The 14738-nt window shown below is 66.3% G+C and carries 22 protein-coding genes; 13 read left to right on the top strand and 9 right to left on the bottom strand.

The window, feature by feature from the left end; all coding sequences use genetic code 11:
* Window positions 1–133 precede the first annotated feature (133 nt).
* From tldD to HWN72_RS14370, 3 genes are all read right to left on the bottom strand, one after another.
* Window positions 134–1552, bottom strand: coding sequence for a metalloprotease TldD (gene tldD, locus HWN72_RS14380; RefSeq protein ID WP_008827764.1), 1419 nt, complete (start codon window positions 1550–1552; stop codon window positions 134–136).
* A gap of 54 nt (window positions 1553–1606) precedes the next feature.
* Window positions 1607–1816, bottom strand: coding sequence for a zinc-finger domain-containing protein (locus tag HWN72_RS14375; protein ID WP_008827765.1), 210 nt, complete (start codon window positions 1814–1816; stop codon window positions 1607–1609).
* Window positions 1817–2006: 190 nt separating this feature from the next.
* On the bottom strand, window positions 2007–2576 hold the full coding sequence (locus HWN72_RS14370) for an FMN-dependent NADH-azoreductase (RefSeq protein ID WP_008827766.1): 570 nt from the start codon (window positions 2574–2576) through the stop codon (window positions 2007–2009).
* A 91-nt stretch (window positions 2577–2667) separates the two neighbouring features.
* Here HWN72_RS14370 and HWN72_RS14365 point away from each other — a divergent pair, with 91 nt between their 5' ends.
* From HWN72_RS14365 to HWN72_RS14355, 3 genes are all read left to right on the top strand, one after another.
* Window positions 2668–3093: a helix-turn-helix domain-containing protein gene (locus tag HWN72_RS14365; RefSeq protein WP_008827767.1), complete on the top strand. Its 426-nt coding sequence runs from the start codon at window positions 2668–2670 to the stop codon at window positions 3091–3093.
* Window positions 3094–3254: 161 nt separating this feature from the next.
* Window positions 3255–3533: an usg protein gene (locus tag HWN72_RS14360; protein ID WP_008827768.1), complete on the top strand. Its 279-nt coding sequence runs from the start codon at window positions 3255–3257 to the stop codon at window positions 3531–3533.
* Window positions 3534–3610: 77 nt separating this feature from the next.
* The gene (locus HWN72_RS14355) at window positions 3611–4156 is read left to right on the top strand and encodes an NADPH-dependent FMN reductase (RefSeq protein ID WP_008827769.1); all 546 of its coding nucleotides are present in this window, start codon (window positions 3611–3613) and stop codon (window positions 4154–4156) included.
* A 157-nt stretch (window positions 4157–4313) separates the two neighbouring features.
* Here the strand turns inward: HWN72_RS14355 and HWN72_RS14350 are convergent, their stop codons facing one another.
* The 3 genes from HWN72_RS14350 to HWN72_RS14340 all read right to left on the bottom strand — a co-directional run bounded on the left by HWN72_RS14350 (window position 4314) and on the right by HWN72_RS14340 (window position 6227).
* A complete protein-coding gene (locus HWN72_RS14350; protein ID WP_008827770.1) occupies window positions 4314–5531 on the bottom strand; it encodes an aminotransferase class I/II-fold pyridoxal phosphate-dependent enzyme in 1218 nt (405 codons plus the stop codon).
* Window positions 5532–5536: 5 nt separating this feature from the next.
* Window positions 5537–5776 carry an acyl carrier protein gene (locus tag HWN72_RS14345; protein WP_008827771.1) on the bottom strand — a complete coding sequence of 80 codons (240 nt, stop codon included), beginning with the start codon at window positions 5774–5776 and terminating at the stop codon, window positions 5537–5539.
* Window positions 5777–5864: 88 nt separating this feature from the next.
* The gene (locus HWN72_RS14340) at window positions 5865–6227 is read right to left on the bottom strand and encodes a response regulator (RefSeq protein ID WP_008827772.1); all 363 of its coding nucleotides are present in this window, start codon (window positions 6225–6227) and stop codon (window positions 5865–5867) included.
* 51 nt (window positions 6228–6278) lie between these two features.
* Between HWN72_RS14340 and HWN72_RS14335 the strand changes: the two genes are divergently transcribed.
* Genes HWN72_RS14335 through HWN72_RS14315 form a run of 5 tightly spaced genes read left to right on the top strand, consistent with a single transcriptional unit; the run spans window position 6279 to window position 9554 of the window.
* A complete protein-coding gene (locus HWN72_RS14335) occupies window positions 6279–6563 on the top strand; it encodes a DUF3572 domain-containing protein (protein WP_289357446.1) in 285 nt (94 codons plus the stop codon).
* The gene (locus tag HWN72_RS14330; RefSeq protein WP_008827774.1) at window positions 6560–7222 is read left to right on the top strand and encodes a hypothetical protein; all 663 of its coding nucleotides are present in this window, start codon (window positions 6560–6562) and stop codon (window positions 7220–7222) included. The genes HWN72_RS14335 and HWN72_RS14330 overlap by 4 nt, the downstream gene beginning before the upstream one ends.
* Window positions 7209–7673: a RidA family protein gene (locus tag HWN72_RS14325; protein ID WP_008827775.1), complete on the top strand. Its 465-nt coding sequence runs from the start codon at window positions 7209–7211 to the stop codon at window positions 7671–7673. Before HWN72_RS14330 ends, HWN72_RS14325 begins: the two co-directional genes overlap by 14 nt.
* Complete coding sequence (locus HWN72_RS14320) at window positions 7654–8421, top strand: glycerophosphodiester phosphodiesterase family protein (RefSeq protein ID WP_008827776.1); 768 nt, start codon at window positions 7654–7656, stop codon at window positions 8419–8421. Before HWN72_RS14325 ends, HWN72_RS14320 begins: the two co-directional genes overlap by 20 nt.
* On the top strand, window positions 8418–9554 hold the full coding sequence (locus HWN72_RS14315) for a GNAT family N-acetyltransferase (protein WP_008827777.1): 1137 nt from the start codon (window positions 8418–8420) through the stop codon (window positions 9552–9554). Before HWN72_RS14320 ends, HWN72_RS14315 begins: the two co-directional genes overlap by 4 nt.
* Window position 9555: 1 nt before the next feature.
* Here HWN72_RS14315 and HWN72_RS14310 read toward each other — a convergent pair whose 3' ends face one another.
* Complete coding sequence (locus tag HWN72_RS14310) at window positions 9556–9891, bottom strand: hypothetical protein (RefSeq protein ID WP_008827778.1); 336 nt, start codon at window positions 9889–9891, stop codon at window positions 9556–9558.
* Window positions 9892–10216: 325 nt separating this feature from the next.
* Between HWN72_RS14310 and dksA the strand changes: the two genes are divergently transcribed.
* From dksA to HWN72_RS14285, 5 genes are all read left to right on the top strand, one after another.
* Window positions 10217–10675, top strand: a complete 459-nt coding sequence (dksA, locus tag HWN72_RS14305) for an RNA polymerase-binding protein DksA (protein ID WP_036526871.1) — start codon at window positions 10217–10219, stop codon at window positions 10673–10675.
* Window positions 10676–10871: 196 nt separating this feature from the next.
* Window positions 10872–11246, top strand: coding sequence for a PilZ domain-containing protein (locus HWN72_RS14300; protein ID WP_008827780.1), 375 nt, complete (start codon window positions 10872–10874; stop codon window positions 11244–11246).
* 65 nt (window positions 11247–11311) lie between these two features.
* On the top strand, window positions 11312–12844 hold the full coding sequence (locus HWN72_RS14295; protein ID WP_008827781.1) for an ABC transporter substrate-binding protein: 1533 nt from the start codon (window positions 11312–11314) through the stop codon (window positions 12842–12844).
* 72 nt (window positions 12845–12916) lie between these two features.
* Complete coding sequence (locus tag HWN72_RS14290; protein WP_008827782.1) at window positions 12917–13306, top strand: DUF4112 domain-containing protein; 390 nt, start codon at window positions 12917–12919, stop codon at window positions 13304–13306.
* 24 nt (window positions 13307–13330) lie between these two features.
* A complete protein-coding gene (locus HWN72_RS14285) occupies window positions 13331–13528 on the top strand; it encodes a hypothetical protein (protein ID WP_008827783.1) in 198 nt (65 codons plus the stop codon).
* Here HWN72_RS14285 and arfB read toward each other — a convergent pair whose 3' ends face one another.
* Both arfB and HWN72_RS14275 read right to left on the bottom strand, forming a co-directional pair.
* Window positions 13529–13945, bottom strand: coding sequence for an alternative ribosome rescue aminoacyl-tRNA hydrolase ArfB (gene arfB, locus HWN72_RS14280; protein ID WP_008827784.1), 417 nt, complete (start codon window positions 13943–13945; stop codon window positions 13529–13531).
* Complete coding sequence (locus tag HWN72_RS14275; protein ID WP_202196461.1) at window positions 13942–14643, bottom strand: RluA family pseudouridine synthase; 702 nt, start codon at window positions 14641–14643, stop codon at window positions 13942–13944. Before HWN72_RS14275 ends, arfB begins: the two co-directional genes overlap by 4 nt.
* Window positions 14644–14738 lie beyond the last annotated feature (95 nt).

Below are 14738 nucleotides of genomic sequence, written 5' to 3'. Positions count from 1 at the left end.
GTGTGTAGCACGATTCGTCTGAACTTGGGCTGACTGTTTGCGCCCTTCGACAGGCTCAGGGTGAGCGGGAGTAGTGTATCCTCTAAACCCGCTCAGGCTGAGCATGTCGAAGCCCCGCCGACTATACTTCGGCTCAGGCGGTTCCGCCCACCGTCAGTCCCTCGATCAGCAGGGTGGGCTGTCCGACACCGGCGGGCACGCTCTGGCCGCCCTTGCCGCACACGCCGACGCCGCGGTCGAGTTCGAGGTCGTTGCCGATGCCCTTGACCTTGGTGAGCACCGAGGGGCCGTCGCCGATCAGCGTCGCGCCCTTGATCGGAGCGCCCAGCTTGCCGTTCTCGACCATGTAGGCCTCGGTGCAGGAGAACACGAACTTGCCGGAGACGATGTCGACCTGGCCGCCGCCGAAGTTCTTGGCGAAGATGCCCTTCTTCATGCCAGCGAGCAGTTCTTCCGGATTGTCGTTGCCGGCCTTCATGAAAGTGTTGGTCATGCGCACCTGCGGGGCATGGGCGTAGTTCTCGCGGCGGCCGTTACCGGTGGGCTCGACGCCCATCAAGCGGGCGTTGAGGCGGTCCTGCATGTAGCCCTTGAGGATGCCGTCCTCGATCAGCACGGTCTCGCGCGTCGGGGTGCCCTCGTCGTCGATGGTGAGCGAGCCGCGGCGGTTCGGGATCGAGCCGTCGTCGACGATGGTGACGCCGGGTGCGGCCACCCGCTCGCCGATGCGGCCGGAGAAGGCCGAGGTGCCCTTGCGGTTGAAGTCGCCTTCGAGGCCGTGGCCGATCGCCTCGTGCAGGATCACGCCGGGCCAGCCGGGGCCGAGCAGCACGGGGAACTCACCGGCGGGGGCGTCGATGCTTTCGAGGTTCACCAGCGCGGTGGCGAGGGCGGTGTCGATGCCCTCATTCCAGTTCTCGGGCTTGAACAGGTCGTCGTAGAGGAAGCGGCCGCCCATGCCGAACGAGCCGGTTTCGCGCCGCCCGTTGCTTTCCGCCACGATCGAGACGTTGAGGCGCACCAGCGGGCGCACGTCGGTCGCGATGTAGCCGTCCGGGCGGACGATCTCGACCACCGACCACGAGCCCGACAGGCTGGCGCTGACTTGCGCCACGCGCGGGTCGCGGGCGCGGGCGGCGGCGTCGATCATCTCCAGCAGGCGTACCTTCTCGGCGAAGGGCACGAGGTCGAGCGGGGAGACGTCGGTGTAAAGCTTGGCGTTGGTGCGCTGCGGGGCGGCCGGGCGGATGCCGGTGGCGGGATCGAGCAGGCGCAGCGTTTCACCGGCGCGGCGGATGGCGGCGGCGGAAATCTCGTTGGCATGGGCGAAGCCGGTCATCTCGCCCGAGACGCCGCGCAGGCCGAAGCCCGCGTCGCGCGAATAGTCGGCGGTCTTGAGGCGGCCGTCATCGAAGCCGAACGCCTCGCTGGCGACGAACTGCATGAACAGTTCGCCATCCTCGCAGGACTTGAGCGTCTCGGCGGCGAGCGCCTGTGCCTCTTCGGGCGAGAGCTGGGTGTAGAGCAGCGAGCGCGGGTCGGTCATGGTCATGCCGCCGATATAGGCAGCATTATCCCCGCGCGAAAGACAAGAACCGCGAAGGGATCAGGCGGCCTGCTGGTCTGCCCCGTTGTCGGCAACCCCGCCCTTGAGCACGAAGCGGCGGTCGCAGTAGCCGCATTCGACATAGCCCTTCTCGTCGATTTCGAGCCAGACGCGGGGATGGCCGAGCGCGGCTCCGCCGGGAATGTCGGTGGCCCCGTCGCAGGAGACGCGGTGGGAATCGGTGAATACGGTTTCGGGCGCGTTGGTCATGGTGTCGCCGGATTACCAAGGGTTTGCGGCGATTTCCAGATGGAATGCGCGTGGGATGGGAAGGAAGGCCCACCCCCTCCCCCCTCCCGCAAGCGGGAGGGGGGAGGAAAAGCGCTGGGCTACCCCTCCCGCTTGCGGGAGGGGAGCGAGACTTGGACCGCAGGTCCTAGTCGCAGCGGGGTGTGCTCTATCAGGCCGCGACGGCCAGCGAACCCGCTTCCTCGATCGCGGCAGCGACCGACTTCGCGCGGGTGTCGGCGTCGATGGCGATGCCTTCGGCCAGCACGAAAGTCGGCTCGGTCACGCCGATGAAGCCGAGCACCGCGCGCAGGTAGCTCTCTGCGTGCTCGAAGGCGGCGGCAGGCTGGCCCTCGCCGTAGTAGCCGCCGCGGGCGAGCGCGACGTAGACCTTCTTGTCGCCGGCGAGGCCCACGGGGCCTTCGGCGGTATAGCGGAAGGTCTTGCCGGCGATGGCGATGCGGTCGATCCAGGCCTTGAGCTGGCTGGGGATCGAGAAGTTGTAGAAGCCCGCGCCGATCACCACCACGTCGGCGTCGAGGAACTGCGCCAGTTCGGGCGTTCCCTCGGGGTTGCCGAGGACGTCGAGGGTCAGGTGCGCCAGCGGCTCGGCGGCGAGGTCGCGGTAGGTGACTTCGAGCGAGGGATCGGCCGTGGTCAGCGAGGATACGATGGCGGCGGAAATGGCGCGGCTGGCCGAATTGTCGCCGAGAATGCTGGAATCGAGGTGGAGGAGCTTCATGGGAGGGTGCCTCAGTCTGGAAATGTGACCAGGTCTAGCTATGTTGCTGGAATGATCGCGCCAAGAGCGCATATTTTCGGGACCTGGTACCATGAAGCTGACTACGTTCGACGAAGCTGACCGGCCTGCCGCCGCCCCGCAGGAAGCGATCGTCCACGACCCCAACGGCAAGGACTGCCGCCTCGTCGGCGACATTCTCGCCCGGGTCGGGGACAAGTGGTCGATGCTGGTGGTGATGACGCTGCTCGAGGCGCCGCTGCACTTCAACGAGTTGAAGCGCGCGATCCGGGGCGTGTCGCAGCAGATGCTCTCGCGCAATCTGCGCGCGCTGGAGCGGGACGGACTGGTCGAGCGTACCGTCCATGTCGGTGTGCCGGTGCGGGTGGAGTATGCGCTGAGCGACCTTGGTCGGTCGCTCGCAGGCCCGGTGCAGGCGCTGGGCGCCTGGGCCGCCCGGGCACGTCCGGCGATCGAGGCGAGCCGCACCGCGTTCGACCGGGAGCACGATGCCCAATGAGGGTAAATCTTCAAGCCACCGGGATTTTCCGCTCCTCTACAAGCGCTTGACTGCCGTAACCGTTATGTCATCCTGCGATTGCTGCACCGCAAGGTAGCGGTGCCGGAAGGAGGTCTATGGCTGGTCGACCGGTTGGAGCTTCGTCGGATTTTCGTGGTCTTGTGGATTCTCAGGCTTCCGCGGATTTTCTCAGGCAGCTAGCGGGCTATGGCCTCACGACTGTCGAGATTCACTATTTCCTGCCCGACCATCCCCGCTTCCTGCAGCTTTTCGCCTTTCAGCAATACGACGTGGCACCGCGCTTTCCCGTGCTCAAGGGCTTCCTCGATTACTGGACGCGCGAGATCGAAGGTCCGCTTCATTCGGTGCGTATCGCCCACAATCACCTGATCGGGCCGCAGGAATGGCGTGCGGTGGACGGGATCATCTCGATCCACTGATAGACTGGCCACTGACGGGGTCTTGCTCCTGACATGCTGCGGGTGGATACCCGGCGCATTCGCAAGAGGAGACAGCCATGTCCAAGATCGCCGTCGTCGTCGGCAGCCTGCGCGCCGAATCGTTCAACCGCAAGCTGGCGGAGGCGCTGATCCGCCTGCCTGCCGCCGAGGGGCATGATTTCACCTTCGCCGACATCGGCGCGCTGCCGCTCTACGATCAGGACGACGACGATGACCAGGCCGAAAGCGTCAAGGTGCTGAAGGCGCTGGTTTCAGGTTCGGACGGCGTGATGTTCGTGACGCCGGAATACAACCGCTCGATGCCGGGCGTACTCAAGAACGCGATCGACAACGCCTCGCGGCCTTATGGCCAGAGCGCCTGGGCGGGCAAGCCTGCGGGTGTGATCGGCGTGTCGGTGGGCGCGATCGGGACCGCGCTGGCGCAGCAGCACTTGCGCAACGTGCTGGCCTATCTCGACATGCCGACGCTGGGCGCACCCGAGGCGTTCCTGCAGTGGAAGGAGGGCCTGCTGAACGAGGACGGCACCGTGGGCGCGCAGTCGGCGGACTTCCTTGGCGGCTGGATGACGGCTTTCCTGGACTACGTGGCCATTCACAGCTGACGCAGTTCCTCCCCGGAACGGGGAGGGGGACCACTCGAAGAGTGGTGGAGGGGCATAGGCCAGAATTACGTGGGCCGGAGGGGCAGCGCTTTGCGGCGCGTGCCCCTCCACCATGCTGCGCATGCTCCCCCTCCCCCGATGGGGGAGGAGCCGGAAATCAGATGATCCCCACCGCAGTCCCGGCGCGGGTGAACATGCCGATGATCTGCTGCACCTGCTCCGCCGAATGCTCGGCGCAGAGCGAGCAGCGCAGCAGCGTCATGTTCGCAGGCGTCGCCGGCGGACGCGCGAGGTTCACGTAGAGGCCCTCGTGCAGCAGCGCTTCCCACATCATCGCGCCGCGCTCCAGATCGGGCATGATGACCGAGATGATCGCGCTCTGCGGCTCGGTCGTGCCGAGCTGGAAGCCCGCGTCGGTCAGGCCCTTGTGCAGCGTGCGCGAGCTGTCCCACAGGTGGGCGCGCTTGTCGGCGGCGGTCATCAGCTTGCGAATCGAGGTGGTCGCGGTGGCGACGACGCTCGGCGGCAGGCTGGCGGTGAACACGTAGGGGCGGCAGACCAGGCGCATGATCTCGAACTTGGGATGGTTCGAGACGCAGAAGCCGCCGACGGTGCCGACCGACTTGGAGAAGGTGCCGATCACGAAATCGACGTCATCGAGGCAGCCCTGCTCCTCGGCCACGCCGCGTCCGTTGGGGCCGATGAAGCCCATAGAGTGCGCCTCGTCGACCAGCACCATCGCGCCGTACTTCTTGGCGACCGCGATCATTGCCTTGAGCGGGGCGATATCGCCCAGCATCGAGTAGACGCCCTCGAGGATCACCAGCTTGCCGGCGCCCTCGGGAATGCGCTTGAGGCGCTTTTCCATCGCCTCGATGTCGTTGTGCTTGAAGGGCACGACTTCGGCGTCGCCCATCTTGCAGCCGTCCCAGATCGAGGCGTGGCTGTCGATGTCGAGGACGATGTAATCGCCTTTGCCGGCGATGGTCGAGATGATCCCGAGGTTGGCCTGGTAGCCGGTCGAGAACACCATGGCGTGGTCCATGGCGTAGAAGTCGCAAAGCGCCTCTTCTACCGCCTTATGGCCTGCGTAGGTGCCGTTGAGTACCCGGCTGCCGGTCGTGCCGGAACCGAAGTCGTCGAGCGCCTGCTTGCCCGCCGCGATCACGTCGGGGTCGAAGGTCATGCCCATGTAGTTGTACGTGCCCAGCAGAATCGTCTCGCGCCCGTTGCACATGGCGACGGTGGGGGAGATGACACGCTCCATGACCAGCCCGAACGGATCGGTCACGCCGGTGGCGAGCAAGTCGCTGCGCATCTTGATGAGCGGGTCGAACTTGCTGAAAAGATCGGTGCTTTCAACGGTCTCGGTCATCGCGTTCAGCCCTTGAGCTTGACCACGGCATCGACGAGCTGGCCGTAGTTCTCGATCTCGGCCTGGGCATTCATCGAGATGATGATGTCGAACTCGTCCTCGATGGCGGCGACGAAGTCCATCACCGTCAGGCTGTCGAATTCCAGGTCGTCGGTGAAACGGGTGGCATCGGTCACTTCGACGCCCTTCTTGTTGAAGGGCTCGATCAGCGCGGCGATGCGGGCCGAAGTCTCTGCGCGGTCCATGGGTATCTAACTCCGAAAGCGTCGGGCGGCTCTCTGGCCGGGAATTGCGGCGCAAAAGCGGCGCGGGTGTAACATGTCAAGGGCGCGCTTACAGCAGCGCCCGTACCGCCTGCATGAACGGGCCGATCGAAACCGGCTTCGCCAGATAGCCTTCGGCGCCTGCCTCGCGGATGCGTTCCTCGTCGCCCTTGCCGGCGTAAGCGGTCACCGCGAGTACGGGAATCGTGCGCAGGACGGGGTCCTTCTTCGCCGCCTCGATCAGGTCCAGCCCCGAGACATTAGGGAGCTGGATGTCCATGATGACGAGATTCGGCACGAATTGCCGCGCCTTGTCGAGCGCATCGAGGCCATCGGCGCACGGCTCCACCGCGTAGCCCTGACTGCGGAGCACATCGCAAAACAGCTTCCGGTTGAGATCGTTGTCCTCGACAACGAGGATTCGCTTTGCCATTCGACGCCCTGATGACCATCTGGGGTAATATACCCCGTCTATTCCGTCCGAGTGAGACTGACAATTCTTCGAGAGCCCTCATCCCCATCCGATCCGCAGGCGCTGGCCCTGAACGCCCTCGGCTGGGTGCTGAGCGATCAGGACCGTGCCGAGCGTTTCCTGTCGCTCACCGGCCTGACGCCGGAGGAACTGCGCGCCTCGCTGGGTGAGCCCTCCACGCTGGGTGCGGTGATGGATTTCCTGTGCGCGCACGAGCCGGACCTGCTGGGCGCGGCCGACGCGCTGGGCGTTCAGCCCGAGACGCTGGTTGCCGCACAAAGGAAGCTGGGCGCATGACAAAACCGCTGCTCATCACCGACTGCGACGAAGTGCTGCTCCACATGATAAAGCACTTCCGCGACTGGCTGGCCGAGGAAGAAGGCGTCCATTTCGATATCGAGAACGGCGAGTTCTACAAGTCGATGCGCCGGATCGGCAGCGACACGCCGCTGGAACAGGCGGAGATGTGGACGCTGCTCAACGGCTTCTTCGATTCGCAGATGCACCGCCAGACGCCGATCGAAGGCGCCGTCGATGCGATCGCCGCGATCCGCGAGCACGCCGACGTGGTGGTCCTCACCAACCTCATGGATTTCCGCCGCGAGGCGCGCGAGGCGCAGCTGATCGAACACGGCATGCCGCTGCGCGTCTTCACCAATCAGGGACCGAAAGGCCCGGCGCTCCAGGCGATCCTCGACGAGTACCAGCCCAGCCGTGCGGTCTTCATCGACGACCTGTCGCAGCATCATGGCTCGGTCTTCGAGGTTTCCCCCCATGTTCGCCGACTGCACTTGTGCGGTGAACCGAAGATCGCCCCCAACATCAAGTGCGCTCTCCAGCTCGGCCACGCCCACGCGCGGATCGATGACTGGAAGACCGCGCTCCCCTGGCTGCTGACCAATCTTACGGCCCCCAGCCTGACCCGCGAAGAAGAGGAATTCCATGAGCAAGATTGATGACCGTCTCGCCGAACTCGGCCTGACCCTGCCTGCGGCGGCGGCCCCGGTTGCCGCGTACGTTGCCGTGGTCGAGGCGGGTGGCCTGGCCCACGTTTCCGGCCAGTTGCCTTTCGTCGATGGCAAGCTCGTCACCGGCCGTCTGGGCGAGGATGTCTCCATCGAGGCGGGCACCGAAGCAGCACAGGCCTGCGGCGTGATGATCCTGGCGCAGCTGAAAGCCGCGCTCGGCTCGCTCGACCGGGTGGAGCGGATCGTCAAGCTGGGCGGTTTCGTCAATTCCACCGGCGATTTCACCGACCAGCCCAAGGTCATCAACGGCGCCTCCGAGCTGATGGTCGCGGTGTTCGGCGATGCCGGCAAGCATGCGCGCAGCGCGGTCGGCGTGCCGGTGCTGCCGCTGGGCGCCGCCGTCGAAGTGGACGCCATCGTTGCCGTTCGCCCTGCTTGATCGCTGGCGTGCGCCTGCACCCGATCCGCGCAAGGTCGCGTGGATCGGGGCGCAGGACTATGCCCATCGGGGGCTACACGGCAGCGGCGTGCCGGAAAACTCGCGCGCGGCCTTCGCCAGGGCCATCGCGGCAGGCAACGGCATCGAACTGGACGTGCAGCGTTCCGGCGATGGGCAACCGGTCGTCTTCCATGACGATACGCTCGATCGCCTGACCGGCGAGAGCGGCCCCACCGAGCGCCGCAGCGCGGCGCAGCTGGGCACCATAACTTTGACGGGCACGGCAGAGACCATCCCGACCCTGCGGCAGGTTCTGGCGCAAGTCGGCGGCAAGGTCCCGGTGCTCATCGAGATCAAGTCCGACCGCAAGGTTCGCATGGCCGCGCTGTGCCTGGCGGTGCGCCGGGTGCTGGAGGGTTATACCGGCAACCACGCGGTCATGAGCTTCGACCCGCGCGTATCGCGCTGGTACTGGCGCCATTCGCCGCACACGGTGCGCGGCCTCATCGTTTCCGAGGGCGAGGACCGGGCGCTGCCCGGCAAGATCCGCCGCCGCCTGTCGCTGTGGCATGCCCGGCCCGATTTCCTCGCCTACGACGTGCGCGATCTGCCGAGCCGCTTCGCTGCCGCGCAGCGAGGCCGGGGCCTCCCCGTCGCGACCTGGACCGTGCGCGAGCCCGAGCACGACGAGCGCGCCGCCGCTTACGCCGACGCGGCCATTTTTGAGATTCGCGAAGGGGACGCGTGAGCGAGGGCGCCTTCACCGCCCGTCTGCTCGGCGCCGTGGGTGATCTGCCCGCCGATCAGTGGGATGCGCTGACCGATGGGGCGAATCCCTTCGTCGCTCACGCCTTCCTCACTGCGATGGAGGAATCGGGCAGCGTCGGCGGCCGCAGCGGCTGGACGCCATTACCGCTGGTGATCGACGGTCCTGACGGCAGCCTCGCCGCCGCGCTTCCGGCCTACCTGAAGGAGCACTCGCAGGGCGAGTACGTCTTCGACCATGCCTGGGCCGATGCCTGGCACCGGGCCGGCGGCTCGTACTATCCCAAGCTGCAGATTGCGGTGCCTTTCACCCCGGCCACCGGCCCGCGCCTGCTGACACCGCATCCCGAACTCATGCTGCCGCTACTGCGCGCGGCGGAGACGCTGTGCCGTGACAATGGCCTCTCCTCCGCCCACGCGACCTTCATCGAACCGGCGCAGGTCCCCGTGTTCCAGAAGGCCGGATGGCTGCTGCGCGAGGACATTCAGTTTCATTGGGAGAATCGCGGCTACGCGACTTTCGACGATTTCCTCGGGCAACTGTCGTCCCGCAAGCGCAAGGACCTGCGCAAGGAGCGCGAGAAAGCGCAGGAGGGCGTCGAGATTCGCGCTCTGTCAGGCGATGAGATCACCGAGACGCACTGGGAAGCGTTCTGGGATTTCTACCAGGACACCGGCGCGCGCAAATGGGGCCGTCCCTATCTCACGCGTGAGGCGTTCAGCCTGCTGGGCGAGACGATGGCCGATCGCATCCTGATGGTGCTGGCCTTCATCGACGGGCAGCCCGTCGCCGGCGCGCTGAACTTCATCGGCGATGAGGCGCTGTACGGACGCTACTGGGGCGCCGTCGTCGACAAGCCGTTCCTGCACTTCGAACTGTGCTACTATCAGGCGATCGATGCCGCGATCCGGCTGGGCCTGGGCCGTGTCGAAGCGGGCGCGCAGGGCGGGCACAAGCTGGCGCGAGGATACGAGCCGGTGCGCACGATCTCGGCGCACTACATCGTCCATGATGGTCTGCGGGCCGCGATTGCCGACTATCTCGAGCAGGAGCGGGCAGGGATCGCCATCGACCAGCTCCGGCTAGGCGGGCATTCGCCCTTCCGCAAGGCCTAGCTCAGGCAGCCTTGCGGACCGTCGCGCCCAGCCACTGGCGCGCGCGGCGCTGGGCTTCGGCGATTTCACGGGCTGTCATGTCGTCGGCGACTTCAGCGCGGCAGACGGTGGCTTCCTCGTGCCCGCCCACGGCGGCGAGGTTGAACCACTTGTGCGCTTCGATGAGGTCGCAAGGGGCGCCGTGGCTGCCGGTCGAGAATGCGACACCGAGATCGAAATAAGCCGAAGCATCGCCCTGCGCGGCGGCGGACAGCGCCTCGGCGATGACCATGTCGCCTGCGAAGTCGTTCGCGGCGGCCGGCGTGGCGAGATCCTGGTTAATCCAGACAGTTTCCATCGTAATCCCCGTGCCTTCAAAAAGGGTTGTGACCGCGTGGACCTCAATCGTTTGCAAATGGCCCCTGCGTTCGATTTGGCCAATCTGTCCGACGGCGATCAAGAAATGGTTAACGGCGACTGCGAGCAGGTCCCGCCTGCGGATTAACTTTGTGTCACCCGGAGACGGCGTTAAGAATTTTGTGGATCGCCACGGATATACGCTTGTGCGGTCAAGAGTGCGGAATTATAGGCCGCCTCAACTGCGGATCGTTGTACGGTTACCGGAAAAAATTCGGGGCTGCAGGGCGTTGGCGATCTGTGGAAGCACTGCGGAGTTTCTCTGGATGGCAACGGCCCTAGCTGACGAAATTGATGTACTCGCCAAGGCAAAGCGTGCAATTGGCGGCGCCTACATTTCCGAACCTGACGAAGAATACATGAATGAGGCACAGCAGGATTATTTCCGGCGGCTGCTTCTGGCATGGAAAAAGTCGATCCTCGATGCGGCAGCAGGCACGCTGCAGCAGTTGCAGGACGGCCCGATTCGCGAACCCGACCTCAACGATCGTGCCTCGAGCGAGACCGACTGGGGTATCGAACTGCGCACCCGCGACCGCCAGCGCAAGCTGATCGCCAAGATCGATTCGGCCATGCGCCGCATCGAGGAAGGCGAATACGGCTACTGCGAGGTCACCGGCGAGCCGATCGGCCTCGGTCGTCTCGAAGCGCGTCCGATCGCGACCATGACCGTCGAGGCGCAGGAAGCGCACGAGCGCCGCGAAAAAGTCTCGCGCGACGACTGATTGGATCGCGGCACCGGCCCGGTGCCGCGATTCCGACAAACAAGGTCAAGACCCGGCTCCGACTCTGTCCGGAGCCGGGACATTAAGCCTTTGTTTGCCAATGGCGGCTAGGAATACGGGCCAAAGCACGGTAGTTTGCCGCGCATTGGCGGCACGATCGTGACGTGCATTTTGAAACGCCCCGGACGAAGATCGCATGAACCAAGGTGAAAATCGGCAGATTGCGCGCGACAGCCTGTTCCTCATGGCTGACCTTCGCGTGGACGGTCTCGACGGCGATTTCCGGATCAAGGTGCGCAACCTCTCGGCCGGCGGCATGATGGGCGAAGGCAACGTGCGCGTCGTGCGCGGTACCGTCGTCTCGGTCAACATCCGCAATATCGGCTGGGTCGAAGGCTCGGTCGCCTGGGTGCAGGAAAGCCGCTTCGGCGTCGCTTTCCGCGAGGACATCGATCCGCGCCTCGCCCGCGCGCAGGCCGGCCAGGCCGGGCAGGTCGAGCATATGACCCCCGATTACTTGCGCAACTACCAGGCCCCGACGACCGACGCGACGCTCCTGCGCAAGATCTGAGAGGGAAAGCGGAAAAATCCCGCGCGCCGGTTGCGAGGCGCGGGAAATCGGCTACTCCCTGTTCCATGCTGTCCAAGCGCCAAGCCTCGCGGGTGCTGGCCGTTGCGGCCGCCTTCACGCTCGCCTCCTGCAGCGGCTACGATAACTCGGCGCTGGGCGTCGCAGTGGTCGGGCAGCCCGGCGATCCCTTCTCCGAAAGTTCCGATCTCTCGGCCGGAGCCGTACTGGTCCGCGCCTCGACGGTGGAGGGGCTGGTCGCCTTCGACGATGCGGGGCGGGTGATCCCGGCGCTCGCGGATCGCTGGATCGTCACCGACGACGGACAGAGCTACATCTTCCGTCTGCGCGACGGCAACTGGGCCACCGGCGAGCCGATCACTGCCGATTCGGCGCGCCGGGCGATCAATGCCGCGCTCAAGGCGCTCGATGACGGGCCTTTGGCGCATGATCTGTCAGGCATAGACGAAGTACGCGCGATGACCGGGCGCGTGATCGAGATCCGCCTCGCGCGGCCGACGCCCTATCTGCTCCAGCTGCTGGCGCAGCCGGAACTGGGCCTCTACCGCAAGGGCCGGGGCACCGGCCCGATGAGTGTGACGCGCGCGGGCAGCATGGCGACGCTCAGCGCGATCGATCCGGCGAAGCTGGGGATGCCGCCGATCGACAAGTGGGCGGAGCGCACGCGGCAGATCCACTTGCGCGCGCTGCCGGGCGCGCAGGCGGTGGCGGCTTTCAACGACGGCAGCGTCGATCTCGTGCTCGGCGGACGCATCCAGGATTTCCTGCAGACCCGCTCGGTCGGCATCCTGCGCGGGACGATCCAGCTCGATCCGGTGGTCGGCCTGTTCGGGCTGCAGGTGATGAACGACAAGGGCTTCCTGTCCGAGCCCGCCAACCGCGAGGCGCTGGCCATGGCGGTCGACCGGGAGGGACTGATCTCGCCCTTCGGCGTCGGCGGCTGGGCCGCGACCACGCGCATCGTCACGCCCAGCCTCGATGGCGATCTCGGCACCATCGGCGAACGCTGGGGCGAGCAGACTCTCGAACAGCGCCGCGCTGTCGCCGCTGCACGCGTGAGGGCGTGGCAACCGCCGGCGGAACAGCATTCCGCATCGGTGGCCGCATCGGTGGCCGCATCGGTGCCCGCATCGGGGACGCCTCGCCTTCGCCTGAGCCTCTGGCTGCCCGAAGGCGTGGGCGCCACCGTCCTGTTCAATCGGCTCGCAGGGGATTTCGCGGCGATCGGGGTCGGGCTGGACCGGGCGAAAGACGTGGACAGGGCCGACCTCGCGCTGATCGACGACGTCGCCCGTTATCCGCGCGCGGCGTGGTATCTCAACCGCCTGTCCTGTCATGCGCGCCGCGGGCTCTGCTCGCAGGAGGCCGATGCGCGGGTGGCCGAGGCCGGGGCGGCTTCCACCCCCGCAGAGCGCGCCGCGCTGCTGACCGAGGCCGAGGCCGAACTGACCGGCGCCAACGTCTTCATTCCCTTCGGCACGCCGATCCGCTGGTCGCTGGTTCGCGGAAGTGTGGACGGGTTCTCGGCGAACCCCTGGGGCTGGCATCCCTTGATGCCGCTGGCCTGGCTTCCCAAATAGCAGTCTGCGGCACCCGAGGCCGCTGTTCGACAAGAGGCGGGTAGACACGTGGTTACGCAATCGGCACGGCGCATGGACTTCGAGGTTCCGCTCGGCAACGATCCCGTTTCGATCCGCCGCCGGGTAGAGGCGCTGGAACGCGTGCTGGAGCGTGCCTTCGTCGTACCGGGCATCCGCCGGGAGGTCGGCCTTGACGCCGTGATCGGACTGGTGCCGGTCGCAGGTGACCTGATCGCGGCCGCCATGGGCCTCTACATCGTGTGGGAGGCGCGTAATCTCGGCATGTCGAAATGGCAGCTGGCGCGCATGACCGCCAATGTCGGGTTCGATACGCTGGTCGGTGCGATCCCCGTGGCGGGCGACCTGTTCGACTTCCTGTTCCGCTCGAACAGCCGCAACCTCAAGATCATCCGCAAGCATCTCGACAAGCATCATCCGCATACCCGGGTTATCGACGCCTGACCTCTTCGCGGCTATGAGCGGGGCATGAAAACCGCCTGCCTCGCCATGGCCGTGCTTGCACTGGCCGCCTGCTCGAAGTCCGACACCGCGCCCGGTCCGGGCGGCGTGACGATGGGCGAGGCCCGCGCGCTCGACGAGGCGGCAGCGATGCTGGATGAGCGGCGGCCGCCTGCGGAGGCCGTCGCTCCTGCCGAGGCGCAGGCTAGCGAGGCTGCGCAGTAATCAATCGAAGCTGACTTTGCCGCGCCCGGCCTTGACCGAGCCGCGCAGCTTCTTGCCTTTCAGGCGCTGCTCCTTGCCGACGCGGTTGAGGCGGCTCTTGGCGCGTTTTTCGGGCAGCTTGTGTGCTTCGGTGAGCATTTCGGCCAACCGCTCGCGCGCGTCGGCGCGGTTGGCTTCCTGCGTGCGGAAGCGGCGCGCGGTGAAGACCAGTTCGCCGCGAGCGGTCATGCGGCTGCCGGCCAGTTCCTTCAGCCGCGCGAAGACCGGCGGGATCAATCGCAGCGCATAGACGTCGAGGCGCAGTTGCACCGCCGTCGCCACTTTGTTGACGTTCTGGCCGCCTGGACCGGCGGAGGCGATGAAGCTCTCGCTCGCCAGCGCCTGCGCGCGGCCTATCGTGGCCTCAAGATCGCTCATTCATCGGGAGATTCGGGCACGGGTTCGGACGGGGCTTCGGACGCGATGTCCGCAAAGCCGAAGGCGGCGAAGTCGGCGGGCAGGGGGGCTACGGCGACGATCGGCGCCTTCTCGCCGCCGCGCGGCACCGTCAGGCCTGACGCGTGAAGCATGGTGCGCGGGGCGCCGCTCTTGGTGCCGTAGACCGGATCGCCCAGCAGCGGGAAGCCGAGGCCCGAGGCGGCATGGACGCGGATCTGGTGGGTGCGGCCGGTTTCCGGGCGGAATTCGACGAGGGTGAGGCCGTTGCGGGTATCCAGCTTGCGCCAGTGGGTGACGGCGGGCTTGCCCTTGCGCGCGGGGATCATGCGCCAGCCATCCTTCGCGGTGCTGACCTTGGAGAGGTTGAGCGCGATCGTGCCCTCGTCTTCGGCGATTTCGCCCGCGACGATGCCGAGGTAACGCTTTTCGACCGTGCGCTCCTCGAAAGCGGCGGAGAAACGCTTGAGCGCCTTGGGGTTGCGCGCCAGCAGCAGGCAGCCCGAGGTGTCCTGGTCGAGGCGGTGGACCGGCGCGGGTTCGCGGTGAAAGCCGAGCTTGAGTTCGTCGAGCCGGTCTTCCAGGCACTGGCCGCCCGCGCGGGGACGGTCGAGCGGAAGGCCCGCAGGCTTGTCGATGACGAGCGCTTCGCCGTCTTCGAAGAGGATTTCGAGTTGCATCATCGTTTCTTTCGTCTTGAGCGGTACTTGCCCACCCCGTCCGGCTAGGCCCTTCGGACCAAGCCTCCCGACCCTCCCGCAAGCGAGAGGGTGAT

This window comes from Novosphingobium sp. HR1a (assembly GCF_015594425.1).
Taxonomy (GTDB): Bacteria; Pseudomonadota; Alphaproteobacteria; order Sphingomonadales; family Sphingomonadaceae; genus Novosphingobium; species Novosphingobium resinovorum_A.
Note: the sequence above shows the minus strand (reverse complement) of the source record. Positions and strands in the feature narration are given on the sequence as shown.